This is a genomic window from Croceibacterium atlanticum, from assembly GCF_001008165.2.
Lineage (GTDB): Bacteria > Pseudomonadota > Alphaproteobacteria > Sphingomonadales > Sphingomonadaceae > Croceibacterium_C > Croceibacterium_C atlanticum.
This window is the reverse complement of record NZ_CP011452.2, coordinates 1,939,312-1,961,638: the sequence shown is the minus strand read 5'-3', so window position 1 is coordinate 1,961,638 and position 22,327 is coordinate 1,939,312. Positions and strand designations below refer to the sequence as shown.

Below are 22,327 nucleotides of genomic sequence, written 5' to 3'. Positions count from 1 at the left end.
TGTCAGGCCCGGCGATTGTCAGGCCGATGGATGCGGGTCGGGCCCTGTCCTAGGCGCGCAGCTCTTCGCTGGCTTTCCTCAGCCTCGGCAGGAAGCGCGTCAGCATTTCCTCGATCGGGATGCGGCTCGCCGCGCATCCGATGTTGAGCGCGGCGATTACCCGGCCAGAGCTTTCCACGGGCACGGCGACGGAACGCAATCCGATTTCCAGCTCCTGATCGACGATGGCGTATCCATCGCGCTTCACGCCTTCGAGAATGGTGAGAAGGCGCCGGGGATCGGTCACCGTTTTCCCGGTCAGGGGCGTCAGGCTTGTTCTGCCAAGATATTCATCGAGCATCGGCTGATCGCAGCCTGCCAGCAATACTCTTCCCATTGAGGTGACGCAGAGGGGCAGTCGGCTGCCGGCATAGAGGTTTATCGACATGATCCGGCTTGTCTGCGCCCTGGCGATGTAGCGCACATGGTCGCCATCAAGGATGCCGAGCGAGCATGATTCACCCAGTTCGTCTCGCAATCGCTCCAGGATAGGGGTGGCACGGCTCGCCAGCGATCCCGTCCCGACAAAGTTCGAGCCGAGCGAATAATGCTCGTTCTGGATGACAAAGCCTTCGTTGTGCCAGGCGACATAGCCCAATTGAGAAAGCGTATACAGGCATCGGCGCGCAGCCGAACGGCTGAAACCCGTGCGCCGCGCTGCTTCGGCAATGCTGATCTGGCCCTGTGTATTTGCGACCAGGCGCAGCACCGCCAGCCCTTTTGCCAGCGACATCATGAATTCGGGATCGCCCGAAAATCGGGAATGGTCGACCATGCTACCTTCATTTTAATAACCGATTATCGAACATATGTCTGATTATCGGTTGACTCAAGATGCCCCTCCCTGAAGTTTGCACCGAGGGAGTTCATGCTGTGGTCGATAAAATTTCAGCATCGTTGGAACAGGCGGTCGCGGGAATTCGCGATGGGGCCACGATCATGCTGGGTGGGTTCGGAACAGCCGGCATGCCTGATGAATTGATCGATGCGCTGATCGCAACCGGGGCGGGCGATCTGGAGGTTGTCAGCAATAATGCAGGCAATGGGGAGACGGGGCTGGCCGCACTGATCAAGGCGGGCAGGGTCCGCAAGATCATCTGTTCGTTCCCGCGCCAGCCGGATTCACACCATTTCGATGCCTTGTATCGCGCCGGAAAGATCGAACTGGACCTTGTGCCCCAGGGCAATCTCGCCGCGCGCATTCATGCGGCCGGCGCTGGGCTGGGCGCGATCTTTACTCCCACCGGATACGGAACGCAGCTGGCGCAGGGAAAGGAGGAGCGCGAGATCGATGGCCGCAACTACGTGCTGGAATACCCGATTCATGCCGATTTCGCGCTGATAAAGGCGCTGAAGGGCGATCGCTGGGGCAACCTCGTCTATCACAAGTCGGCGCGCAATTTCGGTCCGATCATGGCCATGGCCGCAAGGTGCACGATCGCCCAGGTGACTGAGACGGTTCAGCTGGGGGCGCTGGACCCGGAGGCGATCGTGACGCCGGGGATTTTCGTACAGCGCCTTGTGGCTGTCAGGCCCGGCGGCCCTGCCTCGGCATCGGCGCAGGAGGGGGCGACATGCGCAAATTGAGCCGGCAGGCCATTGCGGAGCGGGTGGCGCGGGACATTCCGGACGGGGCTTATGTCAATCTCGGGATCGGCCTGCCGACCCTGGTTGCGAATTTTCTGCCCCAAGACCGGGAAGTTCTGCTCCATAGCGAGAACGGTCTGCTCGGGATGGGGCCAGCCCCGAGTCCGGGCGAGGAAGATCCCGACCTCATCAATGCCGGAAAACAGCCTGTCACCCTGTTAACGGGCGGTTGCTTTTTCCATCACGCAGACAGCTTCGCGATGATGCGCGGAGGGCATATCGACATTTGCGTGCTTGGCGCTTTCCAGGTGGCGGTGAACGGCGATCTCGCCAACTGGCATACGGGGGAAGATGACGCGATCCCCGCCGTGGGAGGCGCGATGGACCTCGCCATCGGTGCGAAGCAGACTTTCGTGATGATGGAGCTTTTTACCCGCCAGGGTGTGAGCAAGCTGGTGGAAGCATGCACCTGTCCGATCACAGCGCCCCGCTGCGTGTCCAGAATATATACGGATGTTGGGGTCATCGCGGTCGGCCCGTGTGGCGCGCAGGTGCTTGAACTGATCGACGGGCTTTCGCTGGATGCCCTCCGCCAATTGGTGGGAGTGCCACTGGCGGATGCCAGGGAAGGGCAGGCAGCATGACGGAAGCGTTCATCTGTGACGGTATCAGAACCGCGATCGGGCGGTATGGTGAAGGCCTTGCTGCCGTTCGTGCGGACGATCTTGGCGCGATCGTGTTGCGTGAACTCATGCGCCGCAACAGCGATCTCGATCCGTCCGCGATAGAAGAAGTATATTACGGCTGCGCCAACCAGGCTGGGGAGGACAACCGGAATGTCGCGCGGATGAGCCTGCTGCTTGCCGGCCTGCCTGTCAGCGTGCCGGGGGTGACGGTCAATCGCCTGTGCGCGTCCGGGCTTGAAGCGGTTGGGGCGGCGGCGCGGGCGATCCGCTGCGGCGAGGCGGGGCTGGTAATTGCCGGCGGGGTAGAAAGCATGACCCGCGCCCCCTTCGTCATGGCCAAGCCCGCAACGCCCTTCGCGCGCGATCTCGCGCTGCAAGACACGACAATGGGCTGGCGCTTCGTCAATCCCGTGCTGGATGCCATGCATGGCACCGAAACGATGCCGCGCACGGCCGAGAATATAGCTCAGGAAGTGGGCATCACTCGGGAGGATCAGGATAATTTCGCCCTGCGGAGTCAGCAACGCGCGGAGATGGCGCAGGAACGCGGCTTCTTCGCGGGCGAAATTGTCCCTTGCGAGATTCCTGGACGGAAGGGTGGGGAAACCACCCTCTTTGCGAAAGACGAACACCCGCGGCCCGGATCTTCTCTGGCCGGGCTGGCCAGATTGAAGCCGCTATTCGATCCGGGTGGCACTATTACCGCAGGCAATGCATCGGGAATCAATGATGGCGCCGCGGCACTGATAATTGCGGATGAAGCCGCAGCGAAGCGCAACGGGCTGACCCCGCGCGCCCGCATTCTCGGCATGGCATCTGCGGGGGTGGAACCGGGCAGGATGGGCATTGGCCCGCTTCCCGCGGTCGGAAAACTGCTGTCGCGGCTGGATCTTTCTATCGGCGATTTCGATGCGATCGAATTGAACGAAGCGTTCGCCAGTCAGTCTCTGGCGGTGCTTCGCGGCCTGGGATTGCCTGACGATGCAGCACAAGTGAATCCCAATGGCGGTGCAATCGCGCTGGGTCATCCGCTGGGAATGTCGGGCGCGCGCCTGGTGCTGACGCTCCTTCGTCAGCTGGAGCAGAATGAAGGCAGGCTTGGTCTGGCCACATTATGCGTGGGTGTGGGCATGGGCCTGGCGCTGGCGATCGAAAGGGTATGAATCCGATGATCGGTTCCTTCGTGTACGAATCCTTGCCTGGCCGGGTCGTGTTCGGGGCCGGGGCGATAAGGCAGCTATCCGAAGAGATCGCCGCGCTCGGCCTTTCGCGGGCGCTGGTGGTGACAACACCTGCGCAGGAAGATCTGGCGCAAATGGTCGCTGCCAGGATCGGTGGCGCATGTGCCGCAATCTTTGCGGGCGCCGCCATGCACACGCCGGTTGGCGTAACCGAACAGGCGCTGCAGCTGGTCAACACCCATCAGGCCGATGCGCTGATCTCGATCGGGGGCGGCTCCGCCCTCGGCCTTTCGAAAGCGCTCGCCCTGCGGACAGACCTGCCGCAGGTTGCCATTCCGACCACTTATGCGGGATCGGAAATGACACCGATCCTGGGCGAGACACAGGATCAGGCCAAGACCACGCTCAGAGATCCGAAGGTCTTGCCCGAACTCGTCATCTATGATGCGGAACTGACGCTGGAACTGCCGGTCGGCATTTCCGGTACAAGCGCCCTGAACGCGATAGCCCATTCGGTCGAGGCGCTATACGCAAGAGAAAGCAATCCCGTGATCCGCCTGCTGGCGGCGGAAGGCATACGGTCTCTCGCTTCGGCATTGCCGGGTATTGCCGCCGATCAACGGGATGTGTCCGCCCGCGAAATGGCCCAATATGGCGCCTGGTTGTGCGGAATGTGCCTTGCCGGGGCAGGCATGGCCTTGCACCACAAGCTTTGCCATACTCTGGGCGGTTCGTTCGGCCTGCCTCATGCGGAAACCCATGCCGTGGTTCTCCCCCATGCACTGGCCTATAATGCGCCGGCTGTGCCGGAAGCGATGGCCACTCTTCGCGTGGTCCTGGATGCTGACGATCCGGCGTTGGCCCTGCAGCGGCTTGGCCGCACAATGGGTGCCCCCGCCAGCCTGCGCGAACTTGGCCTTGCCGAAAGCGACATCGAAACCACCGTGGAGAGGACGATGGCATCGCCTTACTGGAACCCGCGTCCGCTCGAACGTGGGGCCTTGCAAGAGACCTTGTGGCGAGCGTGGGCCGGAACAGCTCCCGCCAGCGAATGAATTGCCATTCAACCGGACCTGAAGGGAGAATGTGATGAGCAATCTCGATATTGCGGCGGAAAATCCGTATTTTGACCAGGCGCGTTCCGCCGCGCTGGTCAATGGCAGGATGGGGGAGCAGACGCCCGAGCGGCTGCGCGAGATCATGACCGTGCTGGTCAACCATCTGCACGCAGCGATCAAGGAAGCGGAAATAACCGAAGAGGAATGGATGGCAGGGATCCGTTTCCTCACCGATGTCGGGCATATGTGCACTGACTGGCGGCAGGAATTCATCCTGCTTTCGGATGTGCTGGGCGTATCCATGCTGGTGGATGCCGTTTCGAACGAGCGGCCCGAAGCAGCGACGGCCAACACCGTTCTCGGGCCATTCTACGTCCAGAATTCCCCGCACTATCCCAATGGGCACAACATCTGTCTCGACGGTAAAGGCGAACCGCTGGTGATCAGCGGCAGGGTGGTGGACGAAGCGGGAAGGCCCGTTGCCGGTGCCGAAGTGGATGTCTGGCAAACCAATGACGAAGGGTTTTATGACGTGCAGCAGAAGGGCATCCAGCCCGACTACAATCTGCGCGGCGTGTTCACTACCGATGAGCAAGGCGAATATTGGCTAAAGAGCGTAAAGCCGCGCCACTATCCCATTCCCCATGATGGCCCTGTCGGCAGGCTGCTGACGGCGTTGGGGCGGCACCCCAACCGGCCCGCGCATATTCACTTCATCGTTCGCGGCGAAGGATTCCAGACTGTCACTACCCATATCTTCGCCCCTGATTGTCCCTTCCTTGCCTCGGATCCCGTCTTCGGCGTGAAGAAATCGCTGATTGCCGATTTCCGCAGGGTCGAAGATCAGGCGCTGGCTGAAAAATACGGTTTGGCGGCACCTTTCTGGCACGTCGAATGGGATTTCGTGCTGGTTGCTGCCTAGTTTGGGCTGAAGTCATTGGATCGGTCTGCCCGATCTTCTCCGCTACCCGTCAATATTCGCGCCGCCGCCACGGGGCAGCTTTCCGCCCGGAAAGTCCACATGCCGTTGAACTGGCAAGTCCGGCGATAGGGCTGAATTATGAGCGCTCTGGAGATTGAATTAGTCAGTCAGCAGGCGCGACTGTAGATTTTTCAGCATGAGGAATAACGGACAAGCGGAAGCTCGGGCATGACTGCTGGCAGTTCTGCAAGTGACAGGAAAGCCACGCCTGTAATGGCCGAATCCAAACGCGTATCCCCCCTTGAAGGTATACGCGTACTTGATTTCAGTCACATCCTGGCCGGTCCTTATTGTACGAGGTTGCTGGCCGATCTCGGGGCCGATGTGGTGAAGGTTGAAAGCCGTTCCAGGCCGGACATGCTCGGTGCGCTTCGGCCGGGCGAGAATCCGCCGGGGCGGCGGGACCGGCCGCCGCTTTATCTCAACACCAATCGCAGCAAGCGATCGATCACGCTGAACCTGAAAACCGATGCAGGCAGGAAGGTCGCCTTCATGCTCGCCTCGAATGCGGATGTGATCGTCGAGAATTTCAGCAGCGGCGTGATGGGACGGCTTGGCCTGGATTACGATGCGCTGGCCAGTGCAAATCCGGGCCTGATCTATCTGAGCCTGTCGGGATACGGCCATTCGGGCCCGCGCCAGCACTGGATCAGCATGAACATGAATCTCCAGGCGCATTCCGGGCTGATGCTGGCAACCGGGTCGGAAGGGGATCCGCCGGTGGCGATCGCCAATTCCTGGAACGACTATATCGGCGGAATTCACGGCTGCTTTGCCGTAACCGAGGCATTGGCCAGCCGCAGGCGCACTGGGGAAGGGGCCAATCTCGATATCAGCCAGTTCGAATGCAGCGCCTCCACGATTGGCGGGCTGATCACCGCATGTTCGATCAACCAGCGCCCGCTATCCCGGCCGGGTAATCGGTGCAGCGCGCATTCGCCGCAGGGCGTTTATCGTTGCGCGGGAAAAGATGAATGGTGCGCGATTACGATCGAGGACGATGATCAGTGGCGCGCGCTGCTCGGCGTGATCGGAGGGGAGGGGCTGCTGCATGAAGAGCGCTTCATGCAGGCGCGCGGGCGGCAGGCCGCGGCGAGCGATCTCGACTGCGCGATCGAGGAATGGACGAGCTTGCTGGACAGTCGCGAGGTCGAGCGAAGGCTGATCGAGGCGGGCGTTCCGGCAGCGCGCATGAACCGCATCCCCGATGTGATGGACCTTGACGAGGCGGGCGCGGTTTTCCGCCCGATAGACGACCCGCAAGATAGCGAGCGGCGTGTCACCGGCCTTCCGGTTTCCTGGCCCCGGCTGAAGGAAGCCCTGCGGCCCGCACCGGCGATGGGCGAGCATACAGAGGCGGTGCTTGAAGACTGGATCAGTCTGGCTGCGGCAGATTTCGCGGAGTTCGAGCGCGAAGGCGCCTTTCATTAGAAAGTGGGGACATGGCAGAGGATGAAGATCTCATTGGTCCGGAATTGCGGGCCTGGATCGGGCGCGGCATCGGCAGGATAAAGGTGCCTGAACCGATATCGGGTTCCGAAGTGCGCCGCTTTGCGCGGGCGACCGGCGATTACAACCCGCTCTGGTTTGACGAGGAATATGCTCGTGCCGCAGGTTATAGCGGCAGGGTGGTGCCGCCAATGGTGGTGCATGAAGTCTTCCGCAGAGTTGGGGGAGAGGGGGGCGAATGGACCGATCCCTGGCTGAGCCTTCCCATGCCTGCCGGCTATACGGAAGCCCGTAATGCCGGCAGCGAATCCGAATGGCTTGCCCCCGTATATCTCGACACACCGCTGTTTATCGAATGCGATGTCGTGGACATCTTCGCCCGAAAGGGAAGGAGCGGCAACACCACTATCTTTTCCCAGCGGGAAGAACGGCTTCTGGATGAAGCGGGCGAAGTTGTTTTTCGCCGGCTCCAGACCATTGCCCACCTCAAGCCGGCCCCTGCCCCGCAAGGTGCCGGGAAGGGTGCCTGATGGCACGTATTCTGGATCTCGCGCCGGCGAATGCCGCTTATGCAACCAGGCTGCTGGCGGAAGCCGGCCATGACGTGATCCGCGTCGAATGTCCGCGAGGGGATGCCTTGCGGCGGCAGGGCCCCTTTGTCGACGGCGCGCCGGTGCTGGAATCAGGGGCGAACCACCTGTTCCTGAATGCGGGAAAGCGCAGCGTTTCGCTGGATCTGGAAAGCGATGCGGGCAAGGATATCCTGCTTGAGCTTGTGCGCGGTTGCGACGTGATGATCGCCAGCGATTCCTGTCCGGTGGCGGAAGCCGATCTCTTCGCCGCCCAACCCGATCTCGTCTTCATAGATGTGACGAGCGAAATGGGGGAATTGTGCACGGTCGCGCGCAGCGGCCTTCTTTCCATCACCGGCCAGCCGGGAGAGCGCCCCTATGTCCCGGGCGGACACGTGGCTTTCGCCATTACCGGCCTGCATGTCGCGCTTGCGGCTTCTGCCGCACTTCTGGCGGGTGAAGACAATGCGGGGGGACATCGCATAACCGTGTCCGAAACCGAATGCCTGATCTCGATGATGGAACAGGCCATGGTGGGCTATACGGCTCTGGGCAAGGTGGCTGAGCGCATGGGCTATCGTGGCGCGGTGACGGCGGTTTCGGGCGCGTTTCCCTGTGCCGATGGTTATTGGATGCTCAGCGTGCCGCCGTCCGGGGACGGGTGGAAAAGATTCGTGGAATGGACCGGCGACCCCGCGTTCAACAGCGACAAGGATCTGGAATCCGAAGCGCACCGGAATGCGCAGAAGGAAAAGCTCCTTGATGAGATTGATCGCTGGTCAATGGGCTTCGCCAAACTCGATCTCGTGACGCAAGGCCAGGAACGGCGCATTCCAGCCACACCAGTGGCCACGCCGATGGAATTGCTCGACGATCCGCAACTGGTTGCCCGCGGCTATCTGCGCGGGATGTCCCATCCGCTGCTTGGGCAGGTGCGGCTTCCAGTCGGGGCCATCGCAGTGGCGAAGGGCGATGCAATCGCCCGTGCGCCGATGCTGGGGGAACATACGGCCGAGATACTCGCCGAGCTGGGATATTCCGACGCGCAACGCAGCGCGCTGATCGAAATGGCCGTGATCTAGGAGAGTTTGATGGATCTGAAGACTTCAGCGGTGGAATCCATCCCGAGTTTTGCCTCTGCGCAAGTGGGGGGCGATATTCCCGGGCGTTCGTATCCGCCCGTAACCATTATCGATGCGGTACGCTGGGCCGGGTTCCAGGAAAACTACGCCAATCTGCACTACGACCGGGATTATGTGAGGGAGCAATCGGGCTTGCCCACCTTCATCGCCAGTGGCGCGTTCAGGGAATCGTTGCTGGTGCGGCTCCTGACCGACTGGGTGGGCCCGAAGGGGCGTTTGTGCAAACTGAAGACGAAGCAGACCTATTCGACTTTCGAAGGTGACAGCCTGCGTTTTGCGGGGCGCATCGCCGCCAAGTCCGACAATCCGGAAGACCCCTGGATCACTTGCGAAATGCAGGGGTTCAATCAGGATGATCGTCAGGTTCTGGAGGCCAGCTGCACGCTGTTGCTTGATAACAGTCCGGTTGGGGGCGAATGAGGATGGACTGCGCCATCGTAGGGATCGGTCAGAGCGAAGTCGCACGCAAATCCGAGATGACATCGGTTGAACTGGGCCTGCGCGCCGCAGTGGCGGCAATCGCGGATGCCGGGCTGAACAAATCCGACATCGATGGCGTGATTACCCAGCAGGTCCGGACCAACCCACAGGCGAACAACTCCTCCCTGCTGGCCCAGAGACTTGGCATAACGCCGCATTACGTCAATGAAACAAGCCTCAGCGGCGGTGCGCCGGCAGCAATGATCGCAAATGCAGTGGCGGCAATCCGTGCCGGGCTTTGCACAACAGTGCTTTGCACATCGGGCGGAGGGGAGCAGCCGCTCAGCCGCGAAGGCAAGGGCTGGGGAAGATTGTCGACCGGGTGGGAAGATTTCATGAATCCGTTCGGTGCTGGCGCGGCGCCTGTCAGCTATGCGCTGGGGGCCATGCGTCACATGCATCTTTACGGAACGACATCCAGGCAGTTCGGGGCAGTGGCCGTCGCTTGCCGGAAACATGCGGCGCTCAATCCCGATGCGGTAATGCGAAAGCCGATGACGATCGAGGATCACCAGGCTTCGCGCCTGCTGGCCGACCCCTACCGATTATTCGATTGCTGCGTTCCGGCGACCGGGGCCGGCGCGGTGATCGTCACCAGCGGGGACCGTGCTCGCGATCTGGCCCGGTTGCCGGTAGGCATCGAGGGCATGGGTGCCTCATCGCTTTTCGCCACGCTGGAACACGCCCCCGAACTGGCGACCTCTGCCGCTTGCGGAGCGGCGCGACGAGCATATGCCATGGCGGGGTTGAAACCGGCGGATATCGATGTTGCCGAACTGTATGATCCTTTCACCTCCGTCGTGCTCGTAACGCTGGAGGATTACGGCTTTTGCGAGAAGGGCGAAGGCGGTTCGTTCGTCGAAGGGGGCAGGATCGAACTGGGCGGACAATTGCCGGTCAACACCCATGGCGGCCTGCTTTCACAAGGGCATCTGGGGGGCATTGCGCATATCACCGAAGCGGTGATCCAGTTGCGCGGCGATGGCGGTGAACGACAGGTCCGCCAGGCACGCACCGCCGCGGTCAGCAGCCAATGTTCGCAATTGGGGATGCATTACACATTGCTGCTCGCCAACGAGGAGTTGAACTGATGCCTGGCCGCAACTTCGCCCCGATCGAAAATCCCGACACCGAAGGATTTTGGCAAGGGTGCCGCGATGGAACCCTGCTTATCCAGCGTTGCAAGTCTTGCGGGACCAGCCGCCATCCGCCCAGTCCGCTGTGCCATTCGTGTCATTCGGCGGAGCGGGAATGGGTCCGCTCAGACGGAAATGGCGAAGTCTGGAGCTTCAGCGTGCTTCGCGAACCGCTCGGCGGTTGGGGTGGGCCATTGCCGGCGGTCGTGGCGATCATCGAGCTGGAAGAAGGCGTGAAGATGGTCAGCAACCTCGTCGGCGTGGAGCCGGAGGCGGTCGGCATCGGCATGAAGGTTAAGGTCTGTTTCGAAAACGGGGACGGTGAAATTGCCCTGCCCCGGTTCCGGCCAGCCATTTGAATGAAGAGAGAAAAACTGCGGGATCAACCGCAAATAGGAGGCTTGCATGGCGATCTACCTTTCTCACTCGGGAACATCGATGTTCTCGAACCCATCTCCGTCACCCGATCTGTTCGTGGCAACGGCCGAAGGGCTGTTTCATCTCAGGCGGGAGGGTGACGGGGAGTGGCGAAATGTCGGGCAGACGCTCGCCGGTCACCACATATGTTCTCTCGCGCGGGAAGAGCTTTCCGGAACCATGATTGCTGGAACGCATGATGGCGGCATTGCGATCAGCACGGATGAAGGTGCCAGCTGGGAGTTTCGCAATAACGGGCTGGCTTCGCACAATGTCTTTGCCGTGGCGGCGTGCAATGTCGATGGCGAAGCGCGCCTCTATGCCGGAACTGAACCCGCGCATCTTTATGTGAGCACTGACATGGGCATGTCCTGGACGGAGCTGGATACACTCCGATCAGCTCCCAATCTGGATGACTGGACCTTCCCGCCGCCCCCGCATGAAGCGCATGTCAAATACATCACCTTCGATCCTGCGGATCCGAATTGCATCTATGCGTGTGTGGAACAGGGTGAATTGCTGCGCAGCACGGATGGCGGGAAAACATGGGAAGACCTGCTGACCCGCGCTGGCGTTGCCAAGGAAGTCGAAGGTGATGCCCATCGGTTGCTGATCCGGCCACAGCATCCCGACAAGTTCTTCCTGCCCACGGGATTCGGATTGCTTGTCAGCAATGATGGCGGGAAGAGCTGGCAAAATCTGAAGGAGCGTTTGCCAGCTATTGGCTACCCCGATCCGATGGTGTTTGATCCGGGGCGCCAGGAATTGCTGTTCGTTGCCGGTGGCAAGGACACTCCCGGACACTGGATTCCGACCAGGAATGCCAATGCCAGCGTGGCGCGCAGCCGTGATGGCGGAGAGACATGGGAAGTCGTCACCAACGGCCTGCCGCAACCCATGACCGCCAGTATCGAAGCGATGATGATCGAAAGCCATGGCAATTCGTGCTCGGTCTTCCTCGGGACAACCGATGGAGACGTTTATTTCAGCTCTGATGATGGCGAGAGCTGGAGCCGGATTGCACAGGATCTTCCGCCAGTTTCAAAAGGGCTGCACTTCCTGCTGGCCAAGGGGTTGATCGATGGCCCCCCGCCTCCAGGCATGGGTGCCGGGGCGCCTGCCTGAACCATCGGTTCCTGAACCCGCTCCCCGAAGCCCCGTTCGATGATGGTTCGAACGGGGCTTCGCATTTCAGGCGGGAATGGCAGAGCGGAGGAATTCCAGCGTTTGCGCATCCGCGACCGCCGCGGCGGATTCCACGAATGCCGGGGATGCACGGCGTGCAAAAGCGTGTCCGACCTTGGCGTGAGTTTGGATCGATACCAGATCGTTGCCGGCAAGTTCGCTCTTGATCCGATCCTGTGCCTCGGGGGGGCAAAGGGCATCTTCTTCCGGAAGATGCAGCAGGACCGGAGCCTTTAGCCCGGATGCGCGATCCAGCACCGAAGTAATGCCAACGCCGTAATAGCTGACCGCCGGATGATTGCCTTCCGTGGCCGAGAGAAAAGCAAGCTTTCCGCCCATGCAATAGCCGACCACTCCGACCGGCCCTTTCAAGTCGTGGGCTGCTGTCAGATAGTCGGCACTGGCCAGGATGTCGGAGATTGCTGCCGGCTCATCCAGGCTTTTAAGCAGCTGCATTCCGGTTTCGCGATCGCTTTCTGAAGCCGGGTCGAGTTCCAGCCCTGCTTGCTGGCGCCAGAACAGGTCGGGTACCACCGCGGTGAAGCCTTCGCTCGCGAACCAATCGGCTACGGCGCGCATCGATCGGCTGACGCCGAATATTTCCTGGGCAATGACAATTCCGCGCGGACCCTGGCCCGTCGCATAGGCGCCGAACCGTTCCCCGTGCTGGTTTTCGATCGTGACGTTCAGGCTCACTTCCTCGCTCCTTTATCTTCCTGGGGTGGGGGAGGAATGACTAGGGTTTTCGCGAGGTCGACAGGCAATCGAAAGTGCACGCAGTGCATTAGGGGAACTTATCCGCCAGGAAATCGGGAGCTGTCGTTTCCTTTACCGGAACGTAAAATCAGTGCTGGTATTTGCGGGGGACCCTGTCCATTATCGCAATATATTCTGTAAAGTGATGACCGATTTGAGATGCGTCTAGACCCCCAGCGATTGCTGCGCCTCGCCGTTCTTATTAATCAAGGGGGGTTTCGCAAGGCGGCCAAAGAACTTCACATTACCCAGCCTGCACTTTCACAAAGTATCGCGCAGTTGGAAGAGGAAGTCGGCGTACAGCTCATCACCCGATCCGCGCATGGTGTTGAACCGACAATCTATGGCGAGGCGTTATATGCCCATGCACGCACGATCGACCGCGAGCTTGCTCAGGCTACGCAGCAGATAGAATCGCTCATGGCCGGCGGCGCCGGTTCGCTCCTGGCCGGGGCAACGACTGGCGGCGGCATCCACATCGTTGCCCGCGCGGCGGCCAATCTCAAGTCCAGCCGCCCTGACACAAAGATGTTTATTCTAGAGGAAAGCCTCGTCGATGCGCTTGTTCGGCAATTGCGCGATCGCGTGATCGATCTGTTCGTATGCCAGAATCCCGCCGATTTCGACCTGAAAGGGCTCAAGGCTTTCCGGATATTCCAGTCGCGCAAATTGTTGTGCGCCAGAAAGGGGCACCCGCTGGAGGGCACTGGCGATCTGCGCGGTTTCATGGATTACACGCTGATCCTGCCGCCCGACGAAATGGGCATTCTGTCCAGCATAAAGACCGAACTGGCCGCCAGCGGACTGGAAATCCATGAAAGCAACATACTGGTGTCGAATTCGATTTATGCTGCGAAGGAAATCGTATCCAATACCGATTGCTGGTCTGTCTTTTCTGACAATTCCATCATCAAGGAAAGAGAGCAGGGCAGTCTCGTCGCCTATGATTTGCCGGAATGCTTCGAGGGCTGGAATTATCTCGTAGTGCGTGCGGAATACAGCGCGAGCAGCCTTGCAAAGTCCTTTATCCGGGAGATTTTTCAGGTTTGCGAGCTATGGGGGCTGCCGGTCCACCGCGACGCGATCTCCTTTGAGCGAACTGGCAGGGTGCCTGGTATCCGGACCTGATCGGTGCGGATCGCCGCAATGCCGTTTTTCCACGATGATCCGCGGCCTTTTCATCCATCCCCGCACATCATGATCGCTGATTTCCTGTCAGGAGATTAGCACCGTTTATGTGAGTTCTGGAGTTTCGATTGGCCGTCGATCAACTAAGCACCTAAGCAGAAGTGCGGAGAAAACAGAAAGCAAGATCGGCGTGGGGAGGCGTCGTCGAAAAATGCAAACTCATGTTTTTCAAAAAGTGGGTCTGGCTTTGAAGAAAAGCGCCCTTCCCGGCGCGGTTTTTGCCAGCTTTACCCGCGCCCTCCCTTCCCGGTTGCCAATTTACGGAAAATTTGAGGAGGGGCGGTGATGAATATAGACGTCGCCGAACTCATCGATGTGGCCGGATCGAAGCAGAAGAAACAGATCCATGCTGACGAGGATATCTACAAGCTGGAGCTTGAGCGTATCTTCGGGCGGTGCTGGCTGTTTCTTACGCATGAATCGGAAATTCCCAATCCGGGCGATTATTTCTCGACCTATATGGGGGAGGATGCGGTCATCGTGGTGCGCGGTGCGGATGGCGTAATCCGTGCCTTCATCAACAGTTGCACGCATCGCGGCTCGCGGGTGTGCCACGCTGAATCCGGCAATACGCGGGCTTTCGTCTGCCCCTATCATGGCTGGACCTTCGGTATCGATGGTTCGCTGCGGGGGGCCCCCTCGAAGACGGCGGCCTATGGCGGGGAGCTGGACAAGGGGAGCCTTGGCCTCGCCCCGGTGGCCAGGGTGGAAAGTTATGGTGGCTTCGTGTTCGGCTGTTTCGATCCCGATGCACCCGCGCTGGCCGAATATCTGGGCGACATCACCTGGTATATCGACTGTTTCACGACGCGCGCGGGCATGGAACTGCTCGGTCCGCCGGTAAAGTCGATCATCCAGTGTAACTGGAAAGTGCCGAGCGAGAACTTCCTCGATGGCTACCATGTCGGGGGACGCATCAGCCATCGCTGAAGGTTCTCGGTGGGCCGTTATCGGGTGTGGCGGGCAATACGCATATGCCTGAGGGTGCCGGTTTCGTGGCTTCGACGCGTTATGGCCATGGTGCGGGCGTGATCTACGATGCGGCGGCGGCGCTTCACCGGCGGCCCGATTACCATAATTTCATCGAAGCCAAGCGGCCTGAAGTGGCCGGGCTGCTGGGGGAAGAAAGGGCGCGCCTTTACGGTTCGCATATGGCGCATACCATCTTCCCCAATTGTTCCTTCCTTTACGGTACGAATGTCTGGAAGGTCTGGATGCCGCGTGGCCCGCACGAGATCGAAGTGTGGACCTGGACCATGGTGGAAAAGGATATGCCGCCAGAGCTGAAGCGCACCATCCAGAAGGAGACGATGCGCGGTTTTGCGACGGCGGGAACATTCGAAACCGACGATACGGACAATTTCCAGTCGATTACCGACGCGCTTCGCGGCCGGATGGCCCAGCAGGGCAGCATGGATTCGACACTCGGCCTCCAATACGACACGCGAGACGAGCAAATGCCTGGAAAGATAGGGGATTTCCTTGTCTCCGAAATCGGCGTGCGCGGCTTCTACAGTTTCTACAAGGACGTGATGGAGGCCGGCGATTGGGAGGCGCTCAAGGCCCGCCGGGTTGATGACGGGTGATCTGCGCCAAGCGGCTGGAAGAATTCGGAGGGGGGATTGATGGATCCGGTTGAGTTCAAGGGCAAGACGGCAATCGTCACCGGGGCTGCCAGCGGTATCGGCAAAGCCGTAGCTGCCAGTCTGGCCGCAGGTGGCGCCGATCTGGCTCTGACAGATATCAATTCGGACGCTCTCCACGCCTTGGCCGGGCAGCTGCGCGACACGCATGGATGCGCGGTGTCGGCAGTTGCTGCGGATGTTTCCCGCGAAGAGGCGTCCGCCGGGATCATCGAGGAGGCCCTGACCCATTCCGGCCGGGTCGATATACTGATCAATGCTGCGGGGATTCATCATGTCGGGGATATTGACGAAGTATCGCTCGATGAGTGGAACCGGGTCATTGCGAACAACCTGACCAGCATGTTCCTGATGGCGCGCGCTGTCGTGCCGCAGATGATCGAACAAGGGGGCGGCGCGATTGTCAGTGTCGGTTCGGTGTCGTCTTTCATCGGGCAGGAGATGGGCGGGAAAAGCACGTTTCTTTATAATGTGACCAAGGCCGGCATTCGCCAGCTGAGCACTTCTCTTGCCACGCGATATGCGGCTGCAGGCATCCGGGTTAACTGTGTCTGCCCGGGCGCGGTGCGGACAGGGATGAGCCTGACGCCCGATCAGGAAGCGAACGCGCCGGTGCGAACGGCAATTCTTTCGGCCATGGCAGAAGGGCATCCCATGGAACGGGTGGCGGAGCCGGAAGAAGTCGCGGCAGTAATCGCGTTTCTCGCATCCGATAATGCGTCCTTCGTTACCGGGGCGGCGATGCCTGTCGATGGCGGATATCTGGCACGATGAGCGTGGGCGCCGGATCAGAACAATCGGATCAACACGATGGGAGTGCGGGTAGAGCCATGTTGAAGGATGTTGGCGACAAGGAATACAATGCTGTCTGTCGCTTCTACTTCCGGGAGGCGCGCCTATTCAGTCAATCCAATTACCGTGAATGGATTGATGCAATGGTGGATAGGGAAATACATTACTGGTTGCCGGTTTTTGAAGATCGGTACAAGAATGACCGGAAAGCCCCGCCTGCCTTTCCCCCTTCGATTTACGACGACGATTTCGAAGATCTGGATTCGCGGATTTGCCAACTCGAAACCAATCTTGCCCGGCGCCTGGATCCAGCGCCGCGTATTCGGCATCTCATCACCAATATCGAAGCCTTTGAAACGGATGTTGCTGGCGACATTCACGCGCTTTCGAATTTCCTCGTCTGCCGGAACCGGCGTGAACGCGAGCAGTCGATCCTTGTCGGTGGGCGGGAAGACCTGCTGCGCATGACGAATGAGGGGCTTCGGCTCGTCCGGCGAAGAATAAATATCCCCCAGAGGGTGGTCCTGGATTCGGACTTATATTTCATGATGTAAGTAAAAAATAAAATTACAAAATAATTGGGAGAGATCTGATGAAGTATCGTGTTGAGCGAGGATTCTCTACGCCTGGTGTCCGCGCGAGCCGCGTGGGTCTTTTCGGGGCAAGCCTGATGGCTCTTGCTTTTTCCACCCCGGTCCTGGCGGAAGAAGATCAGGTCACGGCTGCCGCAGATCGGAATGCGTCCACCGGCACCACTCCCAACATCGTTGAGATCGTCGTGACCGCGCAGCGACGGTCGGAGTCGGCGCAGCGGACCGCGCTTTCCATCGCTGTTCTTGGTGGCAATGATCTGAAGGAGGCGGGCGGCGTGTCGCCCGATGATCTATCGCGTTTGCTGCCTGGCGTGCAGGTAAGTGGCGGCACGAGCACCCAGATCTATGTGCGCGGTATCGGCGATTATGGTGTCACCGCGCAGTCCAATCCCGCAGTGGTTACGAATATCGACGGGGTGGTCGTGAGCCGACCGCAGGCAATTTCGGGCAATTTCTTCGATATCGAACGCGTGGAAATGCTGAAGGGGCCGCAGGGAACGCTTTACGGGCGGAACGCGAGCGGGGGGGTTCTCAATCTGATTACTGTCCAGCCGCGCTTCGGTGAGCTGGGCGGTTATATTGACGGAATAATCGGCAATTATTCCCAGTTCGGCGTGGAAGGCGCTTTGAACGTGCCAGTTGGAGATGCCGCGGCGTTCCGAGCGTCCTATCAGCTGAATCGCCGTGACGGCTTTCTTTCCGACGGATCGGATGACGATGACCGGGAAGCGGTGCGAATCCAGGGCAGGGCATTGGCGGGCGAGCGCATGTCGATCCTTGGATCCTTCAGCTATACGCATCTGGGGGGAGTTGGTTCGGGCATCGTTAGCTTGCCGGCGATTCCGGGCCTCCCGGTTCGCACAGGTACGACTGATCCCGCCTATGCTGCGGCATTCCTTGATGCATTTGCGCAGCAATATGCCGATAGCGGCGGCATGTCGATGCCGCCGTTCATGGTCGACGATCCATCGCTTTTTCCGCTGTTCAGAGATGTCGAATCCTATGCCGCACATCTTCAGCTCGATTACGAAATGGATTTTGCGACCTTTACGCTCATCCCGGCCTGGCGGAAGACGCACGCCCAACTTTCTTTCAATTTCAACTATAACTACAATCTCGGCGCGCCCTATAATGCGGCAGGAGATGCGCCGGACGGTGAACGTTCGACCCAGTATTCGCTCGAGGCGCGGCTCGGAAATGAAAGTGACCGGCTGAAATGGGTGTTGGGAGGATATTGGTTCAAGGAGGATCAGACCACCGATTACCAGATCCGCGCGGGCATGGCGCTGAACACGCGGAACGTGTTAAGCCTGGGCACTGAAGCCTATGCTGCCTTCGGGCAATTGACCTACAGTATTACCGATGCGATCCGCCTGACTGGCGGGCTGCGCTATACGAGCGACAAGCGCCGCGCCTTCGATTTTGAACGCTATGCAATCTCGCCGATGATACTGGGATCGGCGCCGTCATCCAACGATTGCACACCACCCAATGGCGCGATGCCGGGAACGCTGTGCCCGATATACAATCCGACGCCTGGTTTTTACGACAGCGAGGAAACCTTTGACCGCCTGACCTGGAAGGGTGGGGTAGAGATCGATGTCGGACCGCAGAGCCTGCTGTTTGCTGATGTAAGCACTGGCTTCAAGGCCGGCGGTTTCAACCAGTCCGTAACATTGGTTACGCGCGATTCCCTGATACCGTTCGATCCGGAAACCATCACTGCCTACACCATTGGGCTGAAGAACCGGTTCCTGGATAACCGGCTGCAGGTGAATCTTGAAGGTTTTTACTACGATTACAAGAACCTGCAGATGTCTATGCCCGGCTTTGACGGTGATAATTCCGTCGTTCTCATGACCCGTAACGCCGCAGGCGCAACGATCAAGGGTGCCAGCCTCGATATAGTGGCGGCCCCGTGGCAGGGAGGGACGATCCGGGGCGCGGTCGAATATGTCGATGGTGAATACGGTAATTTCGTAGTCGAACAGCCCGCCAATTTCGTTCCGCCGGGGCGCGTCGGCTGTCCGGTCAGCGCTCCCGGCGCAACGGGACTTGTCAGCATTGATTGTTCCGGGTTCCCGCTGATGCGCACTCCGAAATGGAGCGGGATGGTCGGGCTCGATCAGGCGTTTGAGCTGGATAATGGCGGGGACATAACTTTCAGCGCGGATGCCAGCTTTGCATCCAAGACATGGCTGGCGGCGGATTTTCATCCTGACCAGCAGCAGGCAGGCTATGTTACCCTGGCATCGTCTCTCACCTATAATGCGCCGGACAAGGCCTGGTATGTCAGTGCGTGGGTGCGCAACCTGACGAATGAGGACATCTATGTCGGGGGCGGGGGCAATCAGCACGGTTTCCTGACCGGATGGAACACCAGTTCGATCGCGCCGCCGCGAACCTACGGGCTGCGCATGGGGTTCCATTTCTGATGGGGCTATTGGCCCCGTGCGGAAGGTTTCGACCGTCAACCTGCCGGAATTCCCTTCATCCCTCGGCCGAGGCGCTTGCCCTGTAGTCGGCGCCTCGCAGGAAATGGACAACCGCGTGGTCGATCCATTTGTCCAGTGAAGGGGGGAATTCGGCGGGGTGTGGAGGGAATAGGGCCCGGATCCGGAGCGAGCCGACACAAGCGCCAAGGAACTGGTCGGCTGCGATTTCCGGATCACTGATTTCCATGAGCCCGGCCTCGGTCCATTCGGCAAGCTTGAGGGCGAGCGATTTCCGCAGATGGATCACCCCGTTTTCATGGAACGAGCGGGTAAAGTCCGGGAAGCTCTGCGATTCCGCGACCACGAGACGAAACAGGTCGATGCTCTCTTCGGTGAGCACCAGTGCCAGATATTGCCGGGCGAGCGTGTCCAGCGCCTTTCGGGGGGTGTGGGCATCGTCGAATGTGAGGTCGAGCCCGGAGGAAAGTTCCTCGCTTTTGCGGGCTATCATCGCGCCGAGAAGATCGTCCTTGGTTTTGAAGTGCTTGTACAACGTCCGCTTCGATACGCGGGCGACCTCGGAGATTTCATCGACGCCGGCGGCGGCAAACCCCTTGCGAAGAAATACCTCCGATGCGGCGCGCATGATGTCATCGCGTTTCGTTCGCATTCTTTCCGTCACTTTCTGGCCAGTTGCCCGCCAACCTAATCCGGGTGCGGCAGCTTGACAAAAGTAAACTGATGAGTTTACTTTTGTCCGCGGTAGAGAGAGGAACAGGAAATGAGCATGATGTCGCCCGAGGCTGCGTCCCCCGATCTTTGGTCAACGAAACGGCAGTTCGAACAGGTGTCGCCAGCATCCCTGGCCGGGCGCTTCATGCGCAGCTTCTGGCAGCCCATTGCCATGGCCACGCAGATCGAACCGGGTCGCGCGCGGCCTGTCCATGCGTTCGGTGAATCCTTCACGCTCTATCGTACGCCGGATGGCACGCTGAACCTGACCGAGTTCCGCTGCCCCCACCGGCGCACACAGCTTTCCACGGGATGGGTGGAAAGCGACGGAATCCGTTGCATGTATCACGGGTGGAAATTCGGCACTGACGGGCAGTGCAAGGAAGTGCCTGGCGAAGACAATGAGAATTACATCAGGCGGATCAAGCTGAAGACTTATCCGGTCAGGGAATATCTGGGCCTGGTCTTTGCCTATGTCGGTGATGGTGAACCGCCCGAGATGCCGCGCTACACCGCATTCGAGGATGCAAGTTATCTCGATGTCAGCACGTATTTCCGGGACTGCAATTATTTCCAGAATATCGAGAACGGTATTGATGAAGTCCATGTGAACTTCACTCATAGTACCGGATTGTTCGAGCATTCCGGCCTTAACGAGGAAGTTCCGCAGGTAGAGGCGGAGCAGACGTCATATGGGCTCGTCGCCAAGGGCGTCAGGAGCGACGGGCGGGTTCGCGAAACCCATCTCCTGATGCCCAATATACTGATGCTCAAGCTCCCGCCGAGTGCCGAAGGCGAAAACGAATGGCGCAATTACATCAGCTGGCGGATCCCGGTCACCGATACGCTGCACATGACCTTCATCGTGCAGGGTGTCAGCATCGCGGGGGAGGACATCGACAAGTTCATCGCGGCCAGGGACGAAGTCAATGCGCAGATCGCCGCGCTCGAATCTTTCAAGGATGTCTCGCGAAGGGTGATGTCCGGGGAAATCGCCATGTCGGACATACCGCCGCGGCCCGATATTACCGGTATCCAGGATTATGTGACGCAAGTGGGGCAGGGAGAGATCGTCGATCGTTCGGCCGAACATCTCGGACGGTCGGACCTTGCCATCGTCCTGCTGCGCAGGATGTGGGAACGCGAATTGCGAGCGCTCGAAATGGGTGAGCCGCTGACCAGCTGGGAAGTGCCCGAAATGCTTGCCCCCACCAAGGGGTTGTAAGCCCTTCGCCGGCTCCGCGCTTCGCAAATATCAAGGCCTTCCAATGTCCGCCAAGATTGAGCTCGTCCTCACCTGCATCAGGCTCGGATCGCGAAACACGAATCTTTACAGGTTCGAACGGCCGGAAGGCGGTTCCCTCCCCCCGGTTGCGCCAGGCGCGCATATTTCGCTCCATCTTCCGGGCGGGATGGAGCGACAATATTCGCTGTTACATGCGGGAGAGAACCTGAAGGCTTACGACATCGCAGTGAAGCGTGAGGAGGACAGTCGCGGGGGATCGCGCTGGATTCACGATCGGCTGCGGGTGGGGATGCGGCTGCAGGTCAGCCCGCCGCGAAACCACTTTCCCCTGGATGAGGGGGCGGCCTTCTCGCTGCTCATCGCAGGCGGAATCGGCATCACGCCGATCTATGCGATGGCGCATCGCCTGCGTGATCTGGGGCGCCCGTTCGAACTGCACTACACCGTGCGATCGCGCAGCGATGCTATCCTGCTCGATGAACTGAGCCAGTGGGAAAATGTCACGATCCGGATAGGGGAGGAATCTGCGGGTGCCCCCTTTGCGCTGGCCCGGATCGTTGGCGACGCCCCGGCGGATGCCCATATCTATTGTTGCGGGCCGAACGGGATGCTGGAGGCGTTCGAGGAGGCGGGCAGGGCTTCTTCGCGTAGCGCCGACCATATGCATGTCGAATATTTCGAGGCCCGGTTCGAGGCGGCAACCGATCATCAATTCACCATAGAACTGGCCCGTTCGCAAACCGAACTGGTGGTTCCGGCGGGCAAGACAATTCTCGAAGTCCTGAGGGATGCCGGAATCTTTGTCTCCTATTCATGCTCCGAAGGTGTGTGCGGGGCATGCGAAACGACAGTAATCTCCGGCATACCGGACCACCGGGATTCGATCCTGAGCGAGGAAGAGCGGCAAGCGAATGCGACCATGATGGTGTGCTGCTCCGGCGCGAAGAGCGACAAGCTGGTGCTGGACCTTTGATATCCTTGGGAAGTTGACCATCCGGCGATGACGATAGCCTGCGCGATAATCTGGG

The 22,327-nt window shown here is 59.8% G+C and carries 23 protein-coding genes; 20 read left to right on the top strand and 3 right to left on the bottom strand.

From position 1 onward, the window contains the following. Positions 1-49 precede the first annotated feature (49 nt). Positions 50-814, bottom strand: coding sequence for an IclR family transcriptional regulator domain-containing protein (locus WYH_RS09275; RefSeq protein ID WP_046903602.1), 765 nt, complete (start codon positions 812-814; stop codon positions 50-52). 98 nt (positions 815-912) lie between these two features. Between WYH_RS09275 and WYH_RS09270 the strand changes: the two genes are divergently transcribed. From WYH_RS09270 to WYH_RS09215, 12 genes are all read left to right on the top strand, one after another. After that, positions 913-1,626, top strand: coding sequence for a 3-oxoacid CoA-transferase subunit A (locus tag WYH_RS09270; RefSeq protein WP_046903601.1), 714 nt, complete (start codon positions 913-915; stop codon positions 1,624-1,626). After that, on the top strand, positions 1,614-2,270 hold the full coding sequence (locus WYH_RS09265) for a 3-oxoacid CoA-transferase subunit B (RefSeq protein ID WP_046903600.1): 657 nt from the start codon (positions 1,614-1,616) through the stop codon (positions 2,268-2,270). The genes WYH_RS09270 and WYH_RS09265 overlap by 13 nt, the downstream gene beginning before the upstream one ends. After that, positions 2,267-3,475: a 3-oxoadipyl-CoA thiolase gene (gene pcaF / locus WYH_RS09260; RefSeq protein WP_046903599.1), complete on the top strand. Its 1,209-nt coding sequence runs from the start codon at positions 2,267-2,269 to the stop codon at positions 3,473-3,475. Before WYH_RS09265 ends, pcaF begins: the two co-directional genes overlap by 4 nt. Positions 3,476-3,480: 5 nt before the next feature. Continuing rightward, a complete protein-coding gene (locus tag WYH_RS09255; RefSeq protein WP_046905018.1) occupies positions 3,481-4,548 on the top strand; it encodes a maleylacetate reductase in 1,068 nt (355 codons plus the stop codon). A gap of 34 nt (positions 4,549-4,582) precedes the next feature. Further along, a complete protein-coding gene (locus tag WYH_RS09250) occupies positions 4,583-5,473 on the top strand; it encodes an intradiol ring-cleavage dioxygenase (RefSeq protein ID WP_046903598.1) in 891 nt (296 codons plus the stop codon). Positions 5,474-5,746: 273 nt separating this feature from the next. After that, on the top strand, positions 5,747-6,964 hold the full coding sequence (locus WYH_RS09245; protein WP_053833515.1) for a CaiB/BaiF CoA transferase family protein: 1,218 nt from the start codon (positions 5,747-5,749) through the stop codon (positions 6,962-6,964). 11 nt (positions 6,965-6,975) lie between these two features. Next, complete coding sequence (locus WYH_RS09240; protein ID WP_046903597.1) at positions 6,976-7,512, top strand: MaoC family dehydratase; 537 nt, start codon at positions 6,976-6,978, stop codon at positions 7,510-7,512. After that, positions 7,512-8,636, top strand: a complete 1,125-nt coding sequence (locus tag WYH_RS09235; protein WP_046903596.1) for a CaiB/BaiF CoA transferase family protein — start codon at positions 7,512-7,514, stop codon at positions 8,634-8,636. Before WYH_RS09240 ends, WYH_RS09235 begins: the two co-directional genes overlap by 1 nt. 9 nt (positions 8,637-8,645) lie before the next feature. After that, the gene (locus tag WYH_RS09230) at positions 8,646-9,116 is read left to right on the top strand and encodes a hotdog family protein (protein WP_046903595.1); all 471 of its coding nucleotides are present in this window, start codon (positions 8,646-8,648) and stop codon (positions 9,114-9,116) included. 2 nt (positions 9,117-9,118) lie between these two features. Further along, positions 9,119-10,267, top strand: a complete 1,149-nt coding sequence (locus tag WYH_RS09225) for a thiolase family protein (protein ID WP_053833514.1) — start codon at positions 9,119-9,121, stop codon at positions 10,265-10,267. Then, positions 10,267-10,671, top strand: a complete 405-nt coding sequence (locus WYH_RS09220; protein WP_046903593.1) for a Zn-ribbon domain-containing OB-fold protein — start codon at positions 10,267-10,269, stop codon at positions 10,669-10,671. Before WYH_RS09225 ends, WYH_RS09220 begins: the two co-directional genes overlap by 1 nt. 79 nt (positions 10,672-10,750) lie before the next feature. After that, positions 10,751-11,854 (top strand): WD40/YVTN/BNR-like repeat-containing protein, encoded by a 1,104-nt coding sequence (locus WYH_RS09215; protein ID WP_169780751.1) that lies wholly within the window; start codon positions 10,751-10,753, stop codon positions 11,852-11,854. Between the two features lie 66 nt (positions 11,855-11,920). On the opposite strand, the gene WYH_RS09210 is transcribed toward WYH_RS09215, so the two are convergent. Further along, positions 11,921-12,610: a dienelactone hydrolase family protein gene (locus tag WYH_RS09210; RefSeq protein ID WP_046903591.1), complete on the bottom strand. Its 690-nt coding sequence runs from the start codon at positions 12,608-12,610 to the stop codon at positions 11,921-11,923. Positions 12,611-12,850: 240 nt separating this feature from the next. Between WYH_RS09210 and WYH_RS09205 the strand changes: the two genes are divergently transcribed. The 6 genes from WYH_RS09205 (at position 12,851) to WYH_RS09180 (ending at position 19,321) form a co-directional block, all read left to right on the top strand. Further along, entirely contained in the window at positions 12,851-13,798 is a 948-nt protein-coding gene (locus WYH_RS09205; protein ID WP_053833512.1) for a LysR family transcriptional regulator, read from the top strand. A gap of 345 nt (positions 13,799-14,143) precedes the next feature. After that, positions 14,144-14,788: an aromatic ring-hydroxylating oxygenase subunit alpha gene (locus WYH_RS17290; protein ID WP_053833511.1), complete on the top strand. Its 645-nt coding sequence runs from the start codon at positions 14,144-14,146 to the stop codon at positions 14,786-14,788. A gap of 44 nt (positions 14,789-14,832) precedes the next feature. Continuing rightward, entirely contained in the window at positions 14,833-15,444 is a 612-nt protein-coding gene (locus WYH_RS17285) for an SRPBCC family protein (RefSeq protein ID WP_053833510.1), read from the top strand. A gap of 39 nt (positions 15,445-15,483) precedes the next feature. Continuing rightward, positions 15,484-16,275, top strand: coding sequence for an SDR family NAD(P)-dependent oxidoreductase (locus WYH_RS09190; RefSeq protein ID WP_046903589.1), 792 nt, complete (start codon positions 15,484-15,486; stop codon positions 16,273-16,275). Continuing rightward, on the top strand, positions 16,272-16,847 hold the full coding sequence (locus WYH_RS09185; RefSeq protein ID WP_082347931.1) for an aromatic-ring-hydroxylating dioxygenase subunit beta: 576 nt from the start codon (positions 16,272-16,274) through the stop codon (positions 16,845-16,847). Before WYH_RS09190 ends, WYH_RS09185 begins: the two co-directional genes overlap by 4 nt. A gap of 116 nt (positions 16,848-16,963) precedes the next feature. Continuing rightward, positions 16,964-19,321, top strand: coding sequence for a TonB-dependent receptor (locus WYH_RS09180; protein WP_053833509.1), 2,358 nt, complete (start codon positions 16,964-16,966; stop codon positions 19,319-19,321). A gap of 55 nt (positions 19,322-19,376) precedes the next feature. On the opposite strand, the gene WYH_RS09175 is transcribed toward WYH_RS09180, so the two are convergent. Further along, positions 19,377-19,991 carry a TetR/AcrR family transcriptional regulator gene (locus WYH_RS09175; RefSeq protein WP_046903586.1) on the bottom strand — a complete coding sequence of 205 codons (615 nt, stop codon included), beginning with the start codon at positions 19,989-19,991 and terminating at the stop codon, positions 19,377-19,379. 111 nt (positions 19,992-20,102) lie between these two features. Here WYH_RS09175 and WYH_RS09170 point away from each other — a divergent pair, with 111 nt between their 5' ends. Together WYH_RS09170 and WYH_RS09165 are read left to right on the top strand one after the other, a co-directional pair. Continuing rightward, the gene (locus WYH_RS09170) at positions 20,103-21,278 is read left to right on the top strand and encodes a Rieske 2Fe-2S domain-containing protein (protein WP_046903585.1); all 1,176 of its coding nucleotides are present in this window, start codon (positions 20,103-20,105) and stop codon (positions 21,276-21,278) included. 43 nt (positions 21,279-21,321) lie between these two features. Then, on the top strand, positions 21,322-22,272 hold the full coding sequence (locus WYH_RS09165; protein WP_046903584.1) for a PDR/VanB family oxidoreductase: 951 nt from the start codon (positions 21,322-21,324) through the stop codon (positions 22,270-22,272). The last annotated feature ends 55 nt before the right edge of the window (positions 22,273-22,327 follow it).

Excerpts from the sequence above, each read along its gene's own strand:
- WYH_RS09275 (WP_046903602.1), bottom strand. The coding sequence starts at position 814 with ATGGTCGACCATTCCCGATTTTCGGGCGATCCCGAATTCATGATGTCG.
- WYH_RS09265 (WP_046903600.1), top strand. The coding sequence starts at position 1,614 with ATGCGCAAATTGAGCCGGCAGGCCATTGCGGAGCGGGTGGCGCGGGAC.
- pcaF (WP_046903599.1), top strand. The coding sequence starts at position 2,267 with ATGACGGAAGCGTTCATCTGTGACGGTATCAGAACCGCGATCGGGCGG.
- WYH_RS09255 (WP_046905018.1), top strand. The coding sequence starts at position 3,481 with ATGATCGGTTCCTTCGTGTACGAATCCTTGCCTGGCCGGGTCGTGTTC.
- WYH_RS09250 (WP_046903598.1), top strand. The coding sequence starts at position 4,583 with ATGAGCAATCTCGATATTGCGGCGGAAAATCCGTATTTTGACCAGGCG.
- WYH_RS09245 (WP_053833515.1), top strand. The coding sequence starts at position 5,747 with ATGGCCGAATCCAAACGCGTATCCCCCCTTGAAGGTATACGCGTACTT.
- WYH_RS09240 (WP_046903597.1), top strand. The coding sequence starts at position 6,976 with ATGGCAGAGGATGAAGATCTCATTGGTCCGGAATTGCGGGCCTGGATC.
- WYH_RS09235 (WP_046903596.1), top strand. The coding sequence starts at position 7,512 with ATGGCACGTATTCTGGATCTCGCGCCGGCGAATGCCGCTTATGCAACC.
- WYH_RS09230 (WP_046903595.1), top strand. The coding sequence starts at position 8,646 with ATGGATCTGAAGACTTCAGCGGTGGAATCCATCCCGAGTTTTGCCTCT.
- WYH_RS09225 (WP_053833514.1), top strand. The coding sequence starts at position 9,119 with ATGGACTGCGCCATCGTAGGGATCGGTCAGAGCGAAGTCGCACGCAAA.
- WYH_RS09220 (WP_046903593.1), top strand. The coding sequence starts at position 10,267 with ATGCCTGGCCGCAACTTCGCCCCGATCGAAAATCCCGACACCGAAGGA.
- WYH_RS09215 (WP_169780751.1), top strand. The coding sequence starts at position 10,751 with ATGTTCTCGAACCCATCTCCGTCACCCGATCTGTTCGTGGCAACGGCC.
- WYH_RS17290 (WP_053833511.1), top strand. The coding sequence starts at position 14,144 with ATGAATATAGACGTCGCCGAACTCATCGATGTGGCCGGATCGAAGCAG.
- WYH_RS17285 (WP_053833510.1), top strand. The coding sequence starts at position 14,833 with ATGCCTGAGGGTGCCGGTTTCGTGGCTTCGACGCGTTATGGCCATGGT.
- WYH_RS09190 (WP_046903589.1), top strand. The coding sequence starts at position 15,484 with ATGGATCCGGTTGAGTTCAAGGGCAAGACGGCAATCGTCACCGGGGCT.
- WYH_RS09185 (WP_082347931.1), top strand. The coding sequence starts at position 16,272 with ATGAGCGTGGGCGCCGGATCAGAACAATCGGATCAACACGATGGGAGT.
- WYH_RS09180 (WP_053833509.1), top strand. The coding sequence starts at position 16,964 with ATGGCTCTTGCTTTTTCCACCCCGGTCCTGGCGGAAGAAGATCAGGTC.
- WYH_RS09175 (WP_046903586.1), bottom strand. The coding sequence starts at position 19,991 with ATGCGAACGAAACGCGATGACATCATGCGCGCCGCATCGGAGGTATTT.
- WYH_RS09170 (WP_046903585.1), top strand. The coding sequence starts at position 20,103 with ATGAGCATGATGTCGCCCGAGGCTGCGTCCCCCGATCTTTGGTCAACG.
- WYH_RS09165 (WP_046903584.1), top strand. The coding sequence starts at position 21,322 with ATGTCCGCCAAGATTGAGCTCGTCCTCACCTGCATCAGGCTCGGATCG.